General features: G+C 74.0%; 16 protein-coding genes. 9 read left to right on the forward strand and 7 right to left on the reverse strand.

The genetic code is table 11. The features are described 5' to 3' along the window. Positions 1 to 31 precede the first annotated feature (31 nt). From K5O09_RS03410 to K5O09_RS03425, 4 genes are all read right to left on the reverse strand, one after another. Entirely contained in the window at positions 32 to 661 is a 630-nt protein-coding gene (locus tag K5O09_RS03410; RefSeq protein WP_222171460.1) for a 2'-5' RNA ligase family protein, read from the reverse strand. A gap of 112 nt (positions 662 to 773) precedes the next feature. Beyond that, positions 774 to 2,135 (reverse strand): extracellular solute-binding protein, encoded by a 1,362-nt coding sequence (locus K5O09_RS03415; RefSeq protein ID WP_222171461.1) that lies wholly within the window; start codon positions 2,133 to 2,135, stop codon positions 774 to 776. Positions 2,136 to 2,143: 8 nt separating this feature from the next. Beyond that, entirely contained in the window at positions 2,144 to 2,962 is an 819-nt protein-coding gene (locus tag K5O09_RS03420) for a carbohydrate ABC transporter permease (RefSeq protein WP_222171462.1), read from the reverse strand. After that, positions 2,962 to 3,891, reverse strand: a complete 930-nt coding sequence (locus K5O09_RS03425; RefSeq protein ID WP_222171463.1) for a carbohydrate ABC transporter permease — start codon at positions 3,889 to 3,891, stop codon at positions 2,962 to 2,964. The genes K5O09_RS03420 and K5O09_RS03425 overlap by 1 nt, the downstream gene beginning before the upstream one ends. Before the next feature lie 211 nt (positions 3,892 to 4,102). On the opposite strand from K5O09_RS03425, the gene K5O09_RS03430 reads away from it, so the two are divergent. The 5 genes from K5O09_RS03430 to K5O09_RS03450 all read left to right on the forward strand — a co-directional run bounded on the left by K5O09_RS03430 (position 4,103) and on the right by K5O09_RS03450 (position 7,872). Continuing rightward, complete coding sequence (locus K5O09_RS03430; RefSeq protein WP_222171464.1) at positions 4,103 to 5,074, forward strand: inorganic phosphate transporter; 972 nt, start codon at positions 4,103 to 4,105, stop codon at positions 5,072 to 5,074. Continuing rightward, positions 5,071 to 5,694: a DUF47 family protein gene (locus K5O09_RS03435; RefSeq protein ID WP_222171465.1), complete on the forward strand. Its 624-nt coding sequence runs from the start codon at positions 5,071 to 5,073 to the stop codon at positions 5,692 to 5,694. Before K5O09_RS03430 ends, K5O09_RS03435 begins: the two co-directional genes overlap by 4 nt. A 164-nt stretch (positions 5,695 to 5,858) precedes the next feature. Next, positions 5,859 to 6,314 carry an N-acetyltransferase gene (locus K5O09_RS03440; RefSeq protein ID WP_255596049.1) on the forward strand — a complete coding sequence of 152 codons (456 nt, stop codon included), beginning with the start codon at positions 5,859 to 5,861 and terminating at the stop codon, positions 6,312 to 6,314. Positions 6,315 to 6,370: 56 nt separating this feature from the next. Then, the gene (locus K5O09_RS03445) at positions 6,371 to 7,051 is read left to right on the forward strand and encodes a DUF6226 family protein (protein ID WP_222171467.1); all 681 of its coding nucleotides are present in this window, start codon (positions 6,371 to 6,373) and stop codon (positions 7,049 to 7,051) included. 611 nt (positions 7,052 to 7,662) lie between these two features. Further along, positions 7,663 to 7,872, forward strand: a complete 210-nt coding sequence (locus tag K5O09_RS03450) for a cold-shock protein (protein WP_222172553.1) — start codon at positions 7,663 to 7,665, stop codon at positions 7,870 to 7,872. 84 nt (positions 7,873 to 7,956) lie between these two features. Here K5O09_RS03450 and K5O09_RS03455 read toward each other — a convergent pair whose 3' ends face one another. Further along, complete coding sequence (locus K5O09_RS03455) at positions 7,957 to 9,039, reverse strand: acyl-CoA desaturase (RefSeq protein ID WP_222171468.1); 1,083 nt, start codon at positions 9,037 to 9,039, stop codon at positions 7,957 to 7,959. 391 nt (positions 9,040 to 9,430) lie between these two features. Between K5O09_RS03455 and K5O09_RS03460 the strand changes: the two genes are divergently transcribed. After that, positions 9,431 to 11,719: a bifunctional diguanylate cyclase/phosphodiesterase gene (locus tag K5O09_RS03460; RefSeq protein ID WP_222171469.1), complete on the forward strand. Its 2,289-nt coding sequence runs from the start codon at positions 9,431 to 9,433 to the stop codon at positions 11,717 to 11,719. A 59-nt stretch (positions 11,720 to 11,778) separates the two neighbouring features. Here K5O09_RS03460 and K5O09_RS03465 read toward each other — a convergent pair whose 3' ends face one another. After that, positions 11,779 to 12,099, reverse strand: a complete 321-nt coding sequence (locus K5O09_RS03465) for a hypothetical protein (protein WP_222171470.1) — start codon at positions 12,097 to 12,099, stop codon at positions 11,779 to 11,781. A gap of 101 nt (positions 12,100 to 12,200) precedes the next feature. Continuing rightward, on the reverse strand, positions 12,201 to 13,232 hold the full coding sequence (locus K5O09_RS03470; protein ID WP_222171471.1) for a LacI family DNA-binding transcriptional regulator: 1,032 nt from the start codon (positions 13,230 to 13,232) through the stop codon (positions 12,201 to 12,203). A gap of 125 nt (positions 13,233 to 13,357) precedes the next feature. Between K5O09_RS03470 and K5O09_RS03475 the strand changes: the two genes are divergently transcribed. The 3 genes from K5O09_RS03475 to K5O09_RS03485 are packed head-to-tail and all read left to right on the forward strand — an operon-like array spanning position 13,358 to position 16,619. Further along, positions 13,358 to 14,773 (forward strand): ABC transporter substrate-binding protein, encoded by a 1,416-nt coding sequence (locus K5O09_RS03475; protein WP_222171472.1) that lies wholly within the window; start codon positions 13,358 to 13,360, stop codon positions 14,771 to 14,773. Beyond that, a complete protein-coding gene (locus K5O09_RS03480) occupies positions 14,770 to 15,672 on the forward strand; it encodes a carbohydrate ABC transporter permease (RefSeq protein WP_222171473.1) in 903 nt (300 codons plus the stop codon). The genes K5O09_RS03475 and K5O09_RS03480 overlap by 4 nt, the downstream gene beginning before the upstream one ends. Next, positions 15,672 to 16,619, forward strand: coding sequence for a carbohydrate ABC transporter permease (locus tag K5O09_RS03485; protein ID WP_222171474.1), 948 nt, complete (start codon positions 15,672 to 15,674; stop codon positions 16,617 to 16,619). Before K5O09_RS03480 ends, K5O09_RS03485 begins: the two co-directional genes overlap by 1 nt. Positions 16,620 to 16,634: the final 15 nt, after the last annotated feature.

The following is a 16,634-nucleotide window of genomic DNA, read 5'->3' on the forward strand; positions in this document are numbered from 1 at the left end:
GCCCCGCCGGCCACCGGCGCCTCCGCCCGAGTCAGGAGGCCCGCGGGGACGTCAGTGCCCAGGTGCGCAGGTGCCGCCACACCAGCGTCTCCCACCAGGGTCCGGTCCAGCCGTCGGACCGGAACGCGTACAGCGCGACCCGGCGTGCAGGGAACACCGCGGGCACGGCCGGGGCGGGGACGGCGCGGACGAACGCCTCGACATCGTCCGCGAGGTGGGGCTGGGTGCGCATCTCGTGCGACGCGAGCGAGATGTGCGCCCGGAACCGCTCGGGGTCGAACGGCTGCACCAGGTAGGCGTCGAGGGAGTGCGCGAGCGGGACCAGCGCCGCGTTGACGTCGGCGGCCAGGTCGGCCAGCGCCTCGTTGCGGCGGCCGTCGGGCAGGCGGTCGACGTCGTAGGTGACGGCGGCGCCGTGCCGGACGATGCCGCTGTGGTGGACGTCGAAGCCGGGGCGGTCGCGCAGCACCACGTCGAGGGCGGCCTCGATGACGGGCGCCTCCGCGCGGATCGGCACCGAGCCGGCGAGCGTGGCGTGCGGCGGGAACCGGCCGGCGGACACGAAGCCGAACTGGCGCTCGACGGCGAGGGTGACGGTGGTGACGGCGGCGGACGTCACCGGGTCGGGGAGCAGGAACACGCCGTAGACGGGCTCGGTCATCGGGATCTCGCTTCGGGGTCGGTGCGGGGAGCGGGTGGGGCGGGGGTGAGGTGAGGTCGGCACCGCGGGCCCGGGCGACGCCCCGGGCCCGCGGTGGTCCAGAGGGCCGGCGTCAGCCGAGCCGGTCCAGGTAGCTCGCGATCGCGTCGTTGCCGCGCTGCTCCGCGTCCGCCCAGGTGGCGGCGACGTCCGCGCCGCCGACGACGGCCTCGATGGCGCTGCGCACGGCGTCGCGGGCCTCGTTCATCGCCCCGGTGTGGCAGCCGGCGCTCGGCACCGAGTCGGTGGTCCGGGCGAGCTGGTCGAGCGCGACCTGCTGGACGTCGGTGGTCTGACCCTCGAGGGACGCGAGGGCCTCCTGCGAGGTCGGGAGGTACCCGGTCTCGAGGAAGATCCGCTCCTGGACCTCCGGGGAGGCGAGGTACTGCACGAAGGTCGCCGAGGCCGCGAGGCTCTCGTCGGTGCTGCCCTCGTCGACCAGCCACACGGAGTTGCCGCCGGGGACGGCCCCGCCGTCGGGGCTGCCGACCGGGAGCGGCCAGACGCCGAAGTCGAACGCGGTGGCCCGCTCGGCGTCCCCGAAGATCCGCGACGACTGCACCATGATCGCGGCCTCCTCGGCGGCGAACGCGGTGAGGGACGCGCTGCCGTCGGTGCCGGTGTTGAGCATGGAGCCGTCCTGGACGAGACGCTGCAGGTGCTCCCAGAGGCCGACCTGGGCGTCGGTCGTGTACTGGAACGCGTCGGCCGGCTCGGCGCCGACCCCGTTGTCGGGCGTGCAGTACTCCAGGCCCTCGGAGGCCGTGAACTGCTCGGACCACCACGGGTCGAGGAACATCGTGAGGCCCGCCGTGCCGGTCGCGTCGTGCACGGCGGTGGCGGTGTCGAACAGCTCCGTGATGCTGCCCGGTGCGTCGGCGGGGTCGATGCCCGCGGCCTCCAGCATCGCGGTGTTGTAGAGCACCACCGGCTGGGACACCATGATCGGCACCGACGTGAGCTCGCCGCCGAACGTGTAGTACGAGGCGAGCACCGGCACCAGGTCCTCGCCGTCGAACGTGGTCCCGTCCACGCCGGCGACCTCGCCGGGCGCGACGGTGAGGCCCGTGTCGTTCAGGTACGTCGAGAACGTGTCCCCGCCCTGCACGACGTCGGGCAGCGCGCCGGACTGCACCGAGTTGGTGAGCTTGGCCATCGAGTCGACGTAGCTGCCCTGGAACACGGCGTTGACCGTGATGTCGTCGTGCTCCTCGTTGAACTCGTCGACCAGGGCGGTGAGGGTGTCGGCCGGCACGCCGCTGACGGAGTACCAGAAGTCGACCGTCACCCCGTCGTCGGTCCCGCCGGACGTACCGCCGGCGCTGTCGCCCGGGTCCTCGGCCGACCCGCACGCGGCGAGCGCCAGCCCGCCCGCGGCGAGCAGCCCTGCCGCTCCCAGGCCCTTGCGTCCTCGGATTCTCTGCATGGTGGACATTCCTCTCCTCATTTGACCGAGCCCTGCGTGAGACCCTTGGCCAGGAAACGCTGGCCGAGGAGCACGAGGACGATGGTGGGAACGGCGGCGATGGTGACGCCCGCCAATGACGCACCGAGGTCGGTGCCGGATTCGTCGGTGAGGATCTTGATGCCGACCTGGACGGTGCGGGACGCCGGGGTCTCGGACACCACGAGCGGCCACAGGTACCCGTTCCAGGCGGCGATCGCGGCCATGAGCGTCACCGTGACGACGGTCGGCCGGCACAGCGGGACCAGGAACCCGAACAGGAACCGCATGGGGCCCGCGCCGTCCACGACGGCGGCCTCGTGGATCTCCTTCGGGAACGACAGGAACGTCTGCCGGAGCAGGAACACGTTGTACGCGGAGACCAGGAAGGGCAGGAACACGGCGACGACCGTGTCGAACAGGCCCAGCGACCGGATGGTCAGGTAGTTCGCGACGAGGATGGTCTCGCCCGGAACCATCATGGTGAGCAGGACGAACCCGAACACGAGGTTCGGCCGGCGCAGCCGCCCGAACACCAGCGCGTAGGCCGCGAGCAGCGCGGTCAGCACCTGGGCGGCGGTCTGCGCGAGCGTGACGACGCCGGAGTTCACCATCTGCCGCAGCAGCGGGGCCCGGCCGAGCGCGGCCTGGAAGTTCTCGAACGAGATGCCGGTCGGCAGCACGTCCCGGAACGTGCCGGTCAGCGCCTGGCCAGGGCGGAGCGCCGCGAACACCACGTACAGGACAGGCAGGGCGACGAGCAGCGCCGCGACCGCGAGGTAGGCGACGAGCGCGATGTGGGCGACCCGGGCGCGCATCAGTAGGTCACCCGCCGCTCGAGCACGCCGAACTGCACGACCGTGAGCACGGCGATGACGACCAGCAGGATGATCCCGCGGGCGGACGCGGCGCCGTAGTCGGCGGTCCCGCCGAACGCCTTCGCCCAGATGTCGAAGACGAGCGTCTGGGTGGCGCGGGCGGGGCCGCCGCCGGTGACCACCTGGATGATCGTGAACTCCCGCATCGCCTGCACGGACTGCGTCACGACGATGAAGAACAGCGTCGGCGTGATGAGCGGCAGGGTGATGGAGCGGAGCATCCGGGCGCGGGAGGCACCGTCGAGGGCCGCGGCCTCCTCGACCTCCACGCTGATGGCGTCCACCGCCGCGATGAGCAGCAGCGTCACGAAGCCGATCGAGATCCAGACGTCGACGACGACGATCGACACCATGGCCATGGTCGGCTCGGTCAGCCAGCCCGCGGGACGGCCGGTGAGCGCGATCGCGATCTGGTCGAGCAGCCCGTACGTCGGGCTCATGAGCGCACGGAACGCGAGGCCGGCGACGGCGGCGGACACGGCCATCGGGATGAGCACCGCCGCCCGCGAGAACGCCGTGCCGCGCAGCCGCCGGGACAGCGGGACGGCGAGCGCGAGCCCGACCAGCAGCTTGCCGACGACGGTCAGGACCACGAACGCGGCCGTGACGAGCAGGGTGCGGCGGAAGTCCGGCGACCCGAGCATCGCCGTGTAGTTGTCGGTGCCGACGAAGCCCGCGGGCCGGCCGAACAGGTCGGAGCTCTGGAACGAGAGCACCGCGGTGCGCAGCAGCGGCCAGTAGGTGAAGGCTAGCAGCGCCACCACGGTCGGTGCCAGGGCCGCGTAGGCCCAGGCGTGCGGGCGGCCGCGGGGTCGGCGCGGGGGTCGGTCCGGCCCGCTGCGGGGGCGCGTCGCCACGACGTCGTGCATGGATCCTCCGGGGGTGTCCGGCCCGCGGCGACGCGGGCGCGACAAATGCTGTGTGGTCCACCCAGAACGGGTCGAGATGGACATCCCGTCATTCCGCACCATTGCTGCGTGACCGGATCGGCTTGGCTCGGACTGTACACTCATGAGTAGCATCCGACAACACCCGCTGACGTTTGCGAGAGCGCGTACGCAAATCACGAGAGGAGCCGCCGTGCCCGAGGGGTCGGTCGTCCTGCTGGTCGCGGCGGGCGTGCTCGCGCTGGTGTACGGCTCCAACGCCGGCGCGACCATCGCCGCCACGAGCCTGCGCGTGCACGGAGGACGACCGTGGGCCGCGCTGCTGGTGCTCGGGTGCGCGATCGCCCTGGCGCCGCCGCTGCTGGGGACCGCGGTGGCGACGACCGTGGCGCGCGAGCTCGTCCCGCCCGGCGGCGACCCCGCGACCGGGCGCGCGGTGTTCCTGGCCGCCGTCGTCGCCGCGCTCGTGGTCACCGGGGTCCTGAGCCGGTGGGGCCAGCCGACCAGCCTCACGTTGGCGCTCATCGCGGGCGTCGCGGGCGGCGGCCTCGGCGCGGGGGAGGCGATGGGCTGGGCGGCGATCGGCCGCGTGCTCGCGCTCGTCGCGGCCGCGCCGTTCGCCGGCCTCGCGCTCGCGGGCCTGGTGCACCGGCTGTCCGCGGCGTCCCGGGTCTCCCCGGCGGCCGTGCGGCGCTGGCACGTCGCGTCCTACGTCGTGCTGTGCCTCGCGTTCGGCGCCAACGACGCCCAGAAGCTGCTGGCGATCGTCGCCGTGGCGTCCGCGCCCGGTGCTGCGACCGTCGACGCGGTGGCCTGGCAGCTCGCGCTCTGCGCCGGGCTGTTCACCGCCGGCGCCGCCGTCGGGCTCGGCCGCATGGAGCGGACCGTCAACCGCGGCATCCTCGCGGTCCGCGGCCTCGACGCGGTCACCGCCCAGACGACGACCGCCGCCGTCATGCTCGCCAGCTCCGCCGTCGGCAGCCCGGTCGGCATGGCGCAGACGCTCTCCGGCTCCCTCGTGGGCGCCGGGCTCGCACGAGGGAGAGGAAGAGTCCGATGGGAGTACGCCGGAAGAGTCGCGCTGGCCTGGGTGCTGACGGTGCCCGCGAGCGTCCTGGTGGCGACGGGCGTCGCGTGGCTGACCGCCGGCCGCGGGGCCGGGTGAGGCGGCTGGTCCGCGGCATCTCGGGCGCCGCACGGGACGACCTGGTCGACGGCCTCGCCGGCCAGCTCCGGGCGACCGAGGACGCCGTGACGATCGCGCTGCGGCTCACCCGCGGCACGCTCGGCGTCGCCGACGCGCGCGCGGCCGTCGCGGCGGTCGAGCACGAGGGCGACGCCTGGCGGGCGCACGTCGTCGAGTCGCTGACGCGCGCGCTCACCAGCTACCTCGACCGCGAGGACCTGTTCACCTACTCGCGGGCCGTCGACGACGTGCTGGACAACCTGCGCGACTACGTCCGCGAGGTCGACCTGTACGGCGTCGCCCCCGGCGCGGACGGCGTGCCCGTGCTCGAGCAGATCCGCGACGGCGTGCGAGCCCTCGCGCGGGCCACCGCGTGCCTGCGCGACGACGTCGGTCGGGTGGCGGTCGCGGCGCTCGCGGCCAAGAAGACCCCGGTGCGGGCGCACTACCAGACGGCCATGTCCCGCCTGCTGGCCGAACCGCTCGACGACTCCACGCTCCGCCGCCGCGAGGTGCTGCGGCGGCTCGACATCGTGGGGATCCGGCTGTCGGAGGCGGCGGACCACCTGGCGACCGCGGCGATCAAGCGCGGGACGTGAGGAGAACCCGTGTGTCCGCCCGGCCGCACCGGGCAGAGAAAACCCCTCGTCCTCACCGCGGCCGGTGCATGAGGGTGGAGGCCGTGCCGCCCGCCACCACCCCAGAATCGCCGCTTCCCGTCGCTCGTGCCACGCGGCGGTGGCACGTCGCCCGTGACACGGCCGTGCCCGGTGACGTCGCGCGGATCCTCGGGACGCTGCCCGAGTGGTTCGGGATCCCGGAGTCGACGGCGGAGTACGTCGAGAAGGCGCGTACGGCCGAGACGTGGACCGCCCGGGCCGGCGGGGATCCGGCGGGCGACGTGCGCGGGGTACTGCTGGTGGACCGCCCGTTCGCGTGGGTCGCCGAGGTGCACCTCATCGCCGTGGATCGGCAGGCGCGCGGCGGGGGCGCCGGCCGCGCGATGCTGACGGCGCTCGAGCACGACGCCCGCGACCGGGCCGTCCGGCTGCTCCTGGTGAAGACGCTCGGGCCCTCGCACCCCGACGCCGGCTACGCGCAGACTCGTCGGTTCTACGAGGCGTTCGGGTTCCTGCCTCTGGCGGAGACCGACGAGTGGGGGGCGGACAACCCGTGCCTGTTCATGGTCAAGCCGCTGGACGCAGCCGTACCCCGCTGAGGACCGGGCAGCCGGTGCCTGCCCCCGCCGCTCCGGCGGCGTCTACGGTCGTGCTCGTGCCCTTCCTCCTCGACGACCTGCGCGCCGACGTCGCCCGGCGGTACGACCGCCTGGGCCTGCCGTCGTGGCCGGACCCGCACGCCGACGTCCACGGCCCCGCGGACGACGAGTACGGCCGCGTCACGGACCCGGAGCGGTTCCGGATCGTGCACGCGCGGGCACAGACGTGGGTGGACGCGCTCGTCCCGGGCCTGGGTGCCCGCACCGAACCGCTCGGCCCGCAGGACCGCACGGCTCCGCCGGGGGTCGACCGCGGGGTGGTGGTCGTGCCGCCGCGCGACGACGCGTTGCGGCTGCTGCTGCTCGAGCGGGACGTCCGTGCGGAGGACAGCGACCCGGGGCTGCTGCCGGTGCTCGAGGTCGCGGTCGTCCGCCCGGACGTCGTCGTCGAGAGGGTGCCGGTGTGCGCGTGCGACGCCTGCGACCCGGGCTCGGCGGCGCTGCTGGAGGAGGTCGACCAGGCGATCGGTCACGTGGTGGCGGGCGAGACGGTCGTGCTGCGGCACCCGCGGTGGAGCGCGACGTGGCAGCCGGGCGGCGCCGGGCTCAGCGGCGGGGGCCGGCGGATGCGGTTCGACCGGGCGATGGAGCTGTGCCGGAGGGTGCACGCGGGGGAGAAGGTGCGGCTGCCGTGGCGGGCGGAGGCGTTCGCCGGGGCGCCGTGGTGGGAGCGGTGAGCGGTGTCGACACCGCGCTGGTCGTGACCCCCGGGCACCTCGGCGACTGGCCGCCCGGGGCGGTCCCTGGGCAGTCCCGGCGTCGTCCTGTAGACTGACCGGACTCGATCCGCGGGGACGAGAGACCTCCCCGCCGCGGCAGGACCTGACCGTCGCCCGCACGATGCCGGCGACCACACCTGACCCGCCCCCGACCACCTCCGCAGCCGCCGACGGCGCACGGAGTGAGAGCAGTCACCATCACCACGTTCACCACCGTTCGTCCCCCCTCCGTCCGCCCCGCGCGCGGCACCGCGGCCGCCGAGGTCCCGGCGCGTCCCGCGCCGCTCGACTGGCGGCAGGCCGACGACGACCTCTGGGTCGCGACCCGCGCCGGCGAGTACGCCGGCACGGTGGCGCGCGAGGCCGACGGCCACCACGTCCACGACCACCACTCGCGCGCCCTGGGCGTCGCCCCGTCGTGGCAGGGCGCCGTCGCCCTGCTCGCGGGCGTCCGCGCCCCGGCCGCCGCCGTGCAGCGCACGCTGCACGGCCACCACTGTCCGTGCCCCTCGGGGCGCGGCTCGAGGCGCCGCAGTCGCGTCGCCTCGCTTCGAAGGAGAGAAGACATCATGACCCACGGGACCGTGAAGTGGTTCAACGCCGAGAAGGGCTTCGGGTTCATCGCCCCGTCCGACGGCGGTCCGGACGTGTTCGCGCACTACAGCGCGATCGCCGAGACCGGCGGCTACCGCTCGCTCGACGAGAACCAGCAGGTCGAGTTCGACGTCACCCAGGGCCCCAAGGGCCCGCAGGCGTCGAACATCCGGCCGCTCGCGTGACCGGCGTCCCGGTCGCCGGGCCCCGCCCGGCGACCGGGACCACCCGTCGTCACCCCGCGGGGTGACGACCCGGCGCCCGGGCGGTCAGACCGCCCGGTACCGCCGCACGATCGGGCAGTCGAACGGGTCCCGCGCGGCCAGGCCGACGCGGTTGAGGTACTGCACGACGATGGCGTACGACCGCAGCAGGGACGTCTCCGTGTAGGGGACGCCGTGGCGGGAGCAGTGCGCCCGCACCAGCCGACGGGCCCGCGCGAGGTGCGGCCGCGGCATGCTGGGGAACAGGTGGTGCTCCACCTGGTAGTTGAGCCCGCCCATGAGGGCGCTCATGAACCGCCCGCCCGTGATGTTCCGGGACGTGAGGACCTGCTTGGACAGGAAGTCCAGCCGGCTGTTCTCCGGGATGACCGCCATGCCCTTGTGGTTCGGGGCGAACGACGCCCCCATGTAGACGCCGAAGACGGCGAGCTGCACGCCGAGGAACGCGAACGCCAGCCCCACGGGCAGCAGCCACAGCACGAGCGCGACGTACGCGGAGAGGCGTGCGGCGATCATCGCGAGCTCCAGGGTCCGCGACCGGCTGCGCTCGGCGGTGAGCAGCGAGCGGATCGACGTGACGTGCAGGTTCAGGCCCTCGAGCGTCAGCAGCGGGAAGAACGCCCAGCCCTGCACCCGCGCCAGCGCCGCCTTGACCCGGCCCAGCCCGGCCGCGTCCTGCTCCAGGAACACGATGGTGTCCGGGGCGATGTCCGGGTCCTTGCCGACGCGGTTCGGGTTGGCGTGGTGCCGCGAGTGCTTGGACATCCACCACGAGTGGCTGATGCCCACGACGCCGTTGGCGAGCACGCGCCCGAGCCGGTCGTTCGCGGGGCCGGACGCCAGCACCTGGCGGTGGGACGCCTCGTGCGCGACGAACGCGAACTGCGTCAGCACGATGCCGAGGGCACCGGCGACGAGCAGCTGGAACCAGGAGTGGCCGAGCAGCACCGAGCCGGCGACGAGCGCGGCCAGGGCTACCCCGAGGCCGACCAGCAGCCCCACGTAGTAGCCGGTCGTGCGCGTCAGCAGTCCGGCCTCCCGGACCTGCTGCGAGAGCTCCTGGTAGGAGCCCGTGACGGCGCTCTGAGCGGCCGAGGTGCGCGTGGTGGCGGGAGGGGATGCGGGCACGGGGTCTCCGGACGGTGGGGGTCGGTCGGCTTCCCAGCCGCGGCGTGAGCGTGGCGCTCGGTCGTTCGGATCACCCCATGGTAACCCGCGCACGCGCAGGACCGCCTGGCGGACGGCCCCGGTGCTGCCGGGGACGACGGCGGTCGACGGCGGTCGACGACGGCTCGCCGTGCCCGGGAGAGCCCGCGACGTCCTCGACGACCTCGCCCCCGGCCGCGGGGGCCCCGTTCTCCTTCACCCCCCGTGGCGGGTCGCGACGGCCGACGAGGCCGCCGCGCGCGAGCCGGGCGCGGCGTGGCCGGACGTGGGGCGTCCGGGATCACCCGCGGTGACCGGGTGAAACCGGGCTCCTCGGCCTGCTCCGGCGCACCGCACGGCCGATGATCAGGGCATGTTCCGCGCACCCCGGCACCGTCCCGGCGCAGCAGCCGACGCCGCTGCGCCGCGGTGGCCCGTGCGCGCGCTCGCGGTCGTCGCGGCCGTCGCCGTGGCGACCGCCGTCCTCGCTCCGCCCGCCGCCGGCGTGGCTGCCGGGGCGGTGACGGCCGCCCTGGCGGCGGTCGTGCTGCGCGCCCGGGTGCGGCAGCTGACCGGCACGGACGCCCAGGTGTGGCGCTGGGCGGGCCGGTCCGCCGCGGTCGTGGCCGTGGGTCTCGTGGCCGAGCTCGTGGCGCGGATGCTGCCCGGCGGGCTCGACGGCGTGGGGCTGACGGCGGGGGCGGTGGTGGCGTCCGCCGTGGCGTACCAGGGCCTGGTCCGCTGGAACCGGCTCCGCACGGCGGTCTCCGACCCGGGGGACTGGCTCAACGCGATCGGGTCGACGCTGTGCGCCCTCGCCCTCGGGCTGTGGGTGGTGCAGCAGCTGCCGAACAGCGGGGCGGCTGCCGTGCCGGTGGTCGCGCTGGTGGGCCACCTGGTGCGGCTGTCGGTCATGACGGTGATGCTCGGCACGGCGCTGACCGTGTCCGCCATCGCGGACCTGCGCCGTGACGCCCGGGCGCTGGCGCTCGTCGGCGTGATCGCCGGTCTGTCCCTCGTGGAGGTCGGCGGGCTGCTGCGCGCGCTGCGGCTCGGCGCGGACGCCCCCGGTGCCGGCCCGGGCGTGGTGCTGGCGTGGACGGCGTTCGCGGTGGGGCTCGCGGTGGCGGCGCTGCTGCCGCGCGCGCGGAGCGCCCGGCGGTACGCGTCCTCGCGGGCGACGACGACCGGCTCGATCATCGTCATCGTGGCCGGCGTCGTCCTGCTGCTGCTCGACGTGTTCACGGCCGGCGCCGACAGGGCGGTCGCGCTGCTGGCGGCGCTCGGGGTGTTCGCGGCGAGCGGCCGGGTGTTCCACCTCGTGGGCGAGCTGGCCCAGCTCGCCACATCGCGCATCGAGGCGCGGACGGACCCGCTGACGGGCGTCGCCAACCGCCGGGCCCTGATCGAGGCGGTGGAGGAGGCGTCCGGCGGCGAGGGCGGCGCCGCGCTGCTCATCGTCGACCTCGACAAGTTCAAGGACGTGAACGACCGTTTCGGCCACGCCGTCGGTGACGCCGTGCTCATCGCCGTCGCCGCCCGGCTCGACGAGGCCGTGACCGGCCGCGGGCTGCTCGCCCGGCTGGGCGGCGACGAGTTCGCGGTGGTGCTCCCCGGCGCCGATGCGGCGGCGGCGGTGCGGGTCGCGCAGCGTCTGGCGGCCACGGTGGCCGAGCCCGTCGACGTCGCCGCGCGCACCATCCACGTCGCCACCAGCATCGGGGTGGCCTGCACCGCGCTGGACGGACGTGCCGAGGGCGAGCTGCTGCGCCGGGCGGACGCCGCGATGTACCTGGCGAAGCGCGCGGGCGGCGGCATCCGGGTGTTCGACCACGACGCCGACACCCGGGCCCGCGCCGAGCGCGAGCTGCTCGAGGACCTGCGCGCGATGCTCACGACCACCGGGGGCGAGCACGGTCGGCTGGTGCTGCACTACCAGCCGCAGGTCGACGTGGCGACGGGTGCGCCGGTCGGCGTCGAGGCCCTGGTGCGCTGGGACCACCCGACCCACGGCGTGCTGCCGCCCGTCGCGTTCCTCGAGCTCGCCGAGGCGCACGGCGTGATGCAGCTGGTCACGTGGCAGGTGCTGAGCCAGGCGACCGCCCAGGCGGTGCGCTGGCGGGACGAGGGCCTGGACCTGCGGGTGGCGGTGAACCTGTCGACGTCCTGCCTGGAGGAGCCGCGGCTGCTCGGTGTGATCGAGCAGGCGCTCGTCTCGGCGGGCCTGCCGTCCGACCGGCTGGTCGTCGAGATCACCGAGACCAGCCTCATGCGTGACCCGCAGCTCGCGATCCGGGTCACGCAGCGGATCGCCGCGCAGGGCATCGGCATCAGCATCGACGACTACGGGACCGGCTACTCCTCGCTGGCCTACCTCAACGACCTGCCGGCGGGGGAGCTGAAGATCGACCGTTCGTTCACCGCGCGCCTGACGGCCGACCCCCGCACCCGCGCGATCGTCGCGGGCACGGTCCAGCTCGGGCACCACCTGGGGCTCAGCGTCGTGGCGGAGGGCGTCGAGGACGCCGAGACGCTGGAGGTGCTGCGCCGACTGGGCTGCGACCGGTCGCAGGGGTACTTCCACAGCCGGCCGATGCCCGCCGCGGAGCTGACCGAGACGCTCCGCGGGCTCGCCGCGGCGTCCGCGCGGGTCACCGCCTGAACGCCGTGCCGGACCGCGCGCAGCCGGCCCGGCGCTGAGCGCGTCGGCTCAGCGTGGGCTCAGCGCCGGCGCGAGCGTCGGGCGCCGAGCGGCCCGCCGAACACCAGCGAGATCCCCAGGACGAAGCCGACGTCGTACCAGTTGCCGTTGTTGTGCACCTCGTAGGGCGTCACGGTGTCGGTGAACAGCGACACGATCCAGGTGACGGGCAGGATGGCGCCGTGCCACAGGCCCAGCCAGAACCCGGCGGGTGCGTCGGAGCCCGGGGGCGGGCTGCCGACCTCGGGGTTGACGCCGGCCGCGCAGGCGGCGAGCAGCAGGAGCGTCGCCGCGGCGAGGCCGGCGGCGGCGAGGGTGCGGGCGCGGCGACGAGGCTCCATGCGGTCATCGTGGCACCGGGCCGGACGGCGGGACCAGGGTCCTTCGGGCGGTCACGCGAGGTCGCGGGACGCCCCGGGCGGTGCCGTCCGGCCCCCGCCGCTCAGGCCCGGGCGGGGCTGTCGGCCGCGCCCGTGCTCTCCCGCGCGAGCACGGCGTGCGGGGCGGTGACCTCGACAGCGGGGGTGTCCGGCTCGCCGATGCGGGCGGCGATGCGGGCGACGGCCTCGCGCGCGATGAACGGCGTGTCCAGGGACACCGTGCTCAGCGTGGGCCGGGAGTAGCGGCCCTCCTCGATGTCGTCGACGCCGATGACGGCGACGTCCTCCGGGACGCGCAGGCCGGCGTCGAACACCGCGCGCATCGCGCCCATCGCGAGCAGGTCGGAGTAGCAGAAGATCGCGTCGGGCCGGTCCGGCAGCCGCAGCAGCGCCTCGGCGGCGCGGTACCCGTCGGCGCGGCGGTAGTGCGCGGCGGGACGCAGCAGCGCGGGCTCGACGGGCAGGCCGGCGGCCCGCAGCGCGCGTTCGTACCCGGTGGTCCGCTGCTGGGGCGTCGCGTAGGACTCCTCGGGCTGGGCCCCGATGGCGGCGACGCGCGTCCGGCCCCGGGCCAGCAGGTGCGCGACGGCGTCCTGCGCGGCCTGCACGTTGTCGATGGCGACGTGGTCGTACCGGCCGTCGAACTCGTGCTCGCCCAGCAGCACCAGCGGCATGGTCGTCGCGGGCTGCATCTCGAGGAGCTCGGCGCGGGTGACGAGCGGGCTGAACAGCACGCCGTCGAACAGCATGGTGCGGTCGGCCCCGGTGAGCAGCTCCCGCTCCCGCTCGTGGTCGTGACCGGTCTGGTCGACCATCACCCGGTAGCCGTGCTCGGCGGCGGCGTTGATGATCTCGCGGGCCAGCTCGGCGAAGTAGGGCAGGTCGATCTCGGGTACGACGAGCGCGAGCACGCCGGTGCGGCCGGTGCGCAGGGTGCGCGCGACGGGGTTCGGCCGGTAGTCGAGCTCCTCGATGGCGGTGAGCACGCGGCGGCGCATCTTCTCGCTGACGTGCGCGTAGCCGCTGACCACGTTGGACACCGTGCGCACGGACACCTGCGCGTGCTCGGCGACGTCCCGCAGTGTCGCGGCCATGGCACCCCCTCGTCGGTCGAGGCCCAGCATAGGGGCTTGCCATCGTGTGCAAAGCCGCGCTAGTTTGCACACGTTGGCAAAGAGGTGCGGAGCCGCCGCACCCCTGCTCGCACGAGGGAGTGCCGATGCACCCGACCCACCGCCGCCCGCGGACCGCCCCCGCGGCCCGGACGCGCCCCCGCCCGTTCGCGATCGCCGCGGGCCTGCTCGCCGCCACCACCGTCCTCGCCGCCTGCGGGCCGTCCATCTCGGGCGGGTCCGACGACGGCGCCGGCGGGTCAGGCACCACGTCCGCCGACCCGGACCGCCTCCAGGCACCCACGGGCAGCCCGAGCGGGGAGATCACCATCTGGGACCGCTCCGGCGACCTGTTCGAGGTCTTCGACGCCGTCATCGACGACTTCAACACGGTGTACCCGGACGTCGTGGTCCACCACGAGGCCGTCGACATCGACGCGAAGCTCCAGAACACGCTCATCACCGAGACGGACGTCCCCGACGGGGTGTTCCTCGACGACGCCAAGGTCGCCGGGTACGCCGACTACCTCTGGGACCTCGGCGACGTGCTCGCACCGTACGTCGACGACATCGCGCCGCAGAAGGTCGACGTGAACTCGCTCGACGGCGGCATCTACGGAGTGCCGTTCGACCTCGACCCCGGCCTGCTGTTCTACAACGCGACCGCGCTCGAGGCCGCCGGGGTCGACGCCACGCAGATCGAGACCTACGACGACCTGCTCGACGCCGCGCGGCAGTACCAGGAGGCCGTGCCGGACTCCAAGCCCATCCACCTGGAGCAGAGCGCGTTCCTCGGGCAGCTCCAGCTCGAGATGTACGCGAGCCAGCTCGGCACGTCGATCGCGGACGAGAACGGGGAGCTCCGGCTCGACTCCGACGCCTACCGGCAGATCCTCGGGTGGCTCGACACCGTGCAGTCCGAGGGGCTGGGCACTCGGGCCGAGTACCTGTCCCCGAGCGACGTCGGCCCGCTCGAGGACGGCCGCCAGGTGTTCTACCCGTGGGCCATCTGGTTCTCGTTCGCCCCGGAGCAGCAGCTCACCCAGACCACCGGTGACTGGCGCGCCATGCCGCTGCCGGCCTGGGAGGAGGGCGGTGCCCGCTCCGGCGCGATGGGCGGCTCGTCGTTCGTGCTGCCGAAGGCGGGGGAGAACGCCGACCTCGCGTGGCTGTTCTACGAGTTCCTCATGTACGACGAGGCCGGGTACTCCGCGGTGTGGGGCCCGAACGACACCTACCCGAACGGGCTGGCCACGTCGATCCCCGCGTACCTGCCGGCCGCCGACCCGTCCGCGCCGCTGTTCGGCCCGGTGGCGGGCCTGGGCGACCAGGACCTGTGGACCACGGCCGTCGAGGCCGGCGCGCAGATCCCCGGCGGCGCCCCGACACCGTCGTGGTGGGCCGGCGCCGTCGACTACCTCGGCACCGACGTGCAGCGGATGCTCGACGGCGAGCTCACGCCCGACCAGGTGATCGAGCAGGCGACCGCCGACATCCAGAGCAACCTCGTGGACCGGCAGTGACCGCTGCCGCCGTCGCGACGGCCCGGGGCAGGCGCCGCCCGCACCTGCCCCGGGCCGTGGCCCCGTACGTCTTCGTCCTGCCGTTCGTCGCGCTGTTCGTCGCGTTCAGCGTCTACCCGATGGTGTTCACGCTGCGGCTGTCCTTCACGAGCTGGCGCGGCTCCGGCGCCGCCGAGTGGGTGGGCCTGGGCAACTACACCTACTTGCTCGGCAACGACGCGTTCTGGTCGTCGCTCGGCAACTCCGCGGTGCTGTGGCTGCTGATCGTCCCGGTGCAGATGGTGCTGGCGCTGGTCGTCGCGGTGCTGCTGGACAACGCCAAGGTGCGGATGCGCGGGTTCTACCGGATCGCGTTCCTCGTGCCGTTCGTGACGCCGCTCGTCGCGGTCGCGCAGATCTGGGTCGTCGTGTTCGACCGGGACTACGGCGCCGTCAACGGGCTGCTGAACCTCGTCGGCCTGCCGGACGTCGGCTGGCTGACCACGACCGCCTGGGCGAAGCCGACGCTCGCCCTGCTGTTCCTGTGGAAGACCACCGGGTTCATCGTGATCATCCTGCTGTCCGGGCTGCAGTCCATCGACCGCAGCGTCTACGAGGCCGCGTCCATCGACGGCGCCTCGCCCCGCCGGCAGCTCTGGAGCATCACGGTCCCGCTGGTGCGCCGCACGCTGATGTTCTCCGTGGTGCTGCAGACGCTCGCGGTGTTCCAGATGTTCGCCGAGCCGTACGTCGTCACCGACGGCGGGCCGTACGGGTCCACCACCACGGCCGGCCTGCACCTGTACGACCACATCACCCGCGCCGACCTCGGCACGGGCGCGGCCAACTCGTTCCTGCTCGTGATCGTCGTCATGGCGCTGTCGCTGCTGTTCGTGCGGCTGCTCCGGTCGGAGGACTGATGACCGCCCCCGTCTCCGCGCACACCGCGCCGGCCGCCGCCCTGCCGCGCCGCGCCGCTCCGGTCGGCCCGTCCCGTCGCGACGGCGGACGTCGCGCCCGCCGGGAGCTCGCCGGCACCCTCGGGTCGCAGGCGTTCCTGCTGGTGCTCGCGCTCGCCTTCCTCGCGCCGGTCGTCTGGGCGCTGGTCTCGGCGTTCAAGCCGGCCACGCAGATCATCAGCGACCCGCTCGGCGTCGACCCGTCGGCGTTCACGGTCGAGAACTTCCGGCGCATGTTCACGGACGTGCCGATCGGCCGGGGGTTCCTCAACACGGCCGTCGTGCTGGTGGTGAAGGGCTCGATCACGCTGTTCTGCGCGCCGCTCGCCGCCTACGCGTTCGCGAAGTACACGTTCCGCGGCCGGGACCTGCTGTTCGGCACCGTGCTCATCACGCTCATGCTCCCGACGATCGTCCTGATCATCCCGCTGCTGCTGGAGATGAAGGAGCTCGGCTGGGTCAACACGTACCAGGCGCTGATCCTGCCGGGAGCGGTCGACGCGTTCGCCATCTTCTGGATGCGCCAGGTGATCGCCGCCGTCCCGGACGAGCTGCTGGACGCCGCGCGCGTCGACGGGGCCACCGAGTTCGGCATCTTCTGGCGGATCGTGCTGCCCGTCATCCGGCCGGCGCTCGCGGGCCTGGCGGTGCTCACCGTCATGAACATCTACAACGACTTCGTCTGGCCGGTCGTCGCCGCGTCGTCCTCCCGGATGGCCACGCTCCAGGTCGTGCTGTCGACGCTCGCGCAGAACATCACCGGCAACCGCATCGGCGCCGACTACGCCACCGTCACCGGCGAGCTGCTGGCCGCCGCGTCGATCGCGCTGATCCCGCTCCTGCTGATCTTCGTCGCCCTCCAGCGGCACTTCATCAACGGCATCCTCGCCGGAAGCGTCAAGGGCTGACCCCGCTCTCCTCTC

Source organism: Cellulomonas sp. C5510 (assembly GCF_019797765.1).
Lineage (GTDB): Bacteria > Actinomycetota > Actinomycetes > Actinomycetales > Cellulomonadaceae > Cellulomonas.

Excerpts from the sequence above, each read along its gene's own strand:
- K5O09_RS03410 (WP_222171460.1), bottom strand. The coding sequence starts at position 661 with ATGACCGAGCCCGTCTACGGCGTGTTCCTGCTCCCCGACCCGGTGACG.
- K5O09_RS03415 (WP_222171461.1), bottom strand. The coding sequence starts at position 2,135 with ATGTCCACCATGCAGAGAATCCGAGGACGCAAGGGCCTGGGAGCGGCA.
- K5O09_RS03420 (WP_222171462.1), bottom strand. The coding sequence starts at position 2,962 with ATGCGCGCCCGGGTCGCCCACATCGCGCTCGTCGCCTACCTCGCGGTC.
- K5O09_RS03425 (WP_222171463.1), bottom strand. The coding sequence starts at position 3,891 with ATGCACGACGTCGTGGCGACGCGCCCCCGCAGCGGGCCGGACCGACCC.
- K5O09_RS03450 (WP_222172553.1), top strand. The coding sequence starts at position 7,663 with ATGACCCACGGGACCGTGAAGTGGTTCAACGCCGAGAAGGGCTTCGGG.
- K5O09_RS03460 (WP_222171469.1), top strand. The coding sequence starts at position 9,431 with ATGTTCCGCGCACCCCGGCACCGTCCCGGCGCAGCAGCCGACGCCGCT.
- K5O09_RS03465 (WP_222171470.1), bottom strand. The coding sequence starts at position 12,099 with ATGGAGCCTCGTCGCCGCGCCCGCACCCTCGCCGCCGCCGGCCTCGCC.
- K5O09_RS03470 (WP_222171471.1), bottom strand. The coding sequence starts at position 13,232 with ATGGCCGCGACACTGCGGGACGTCGCCGAGCACGCGCAGGTGTCCGTG.
- K5O09_RS03475 (WP_222171472.1), top strand. The coding sequence starts at position 13,358 with ATGCACCCGACCCACCGCCGCCCGCGGACCGCCCCCGCGGCCCGGACG.
- K5O09_RS03485 (WP_222171474.1), top strand. The coding sequence starts at position 15,672 with ATGACCGCCCCCGTCTCCGCGCACACCGCGCCGGCCGCCGCCCTGCCG.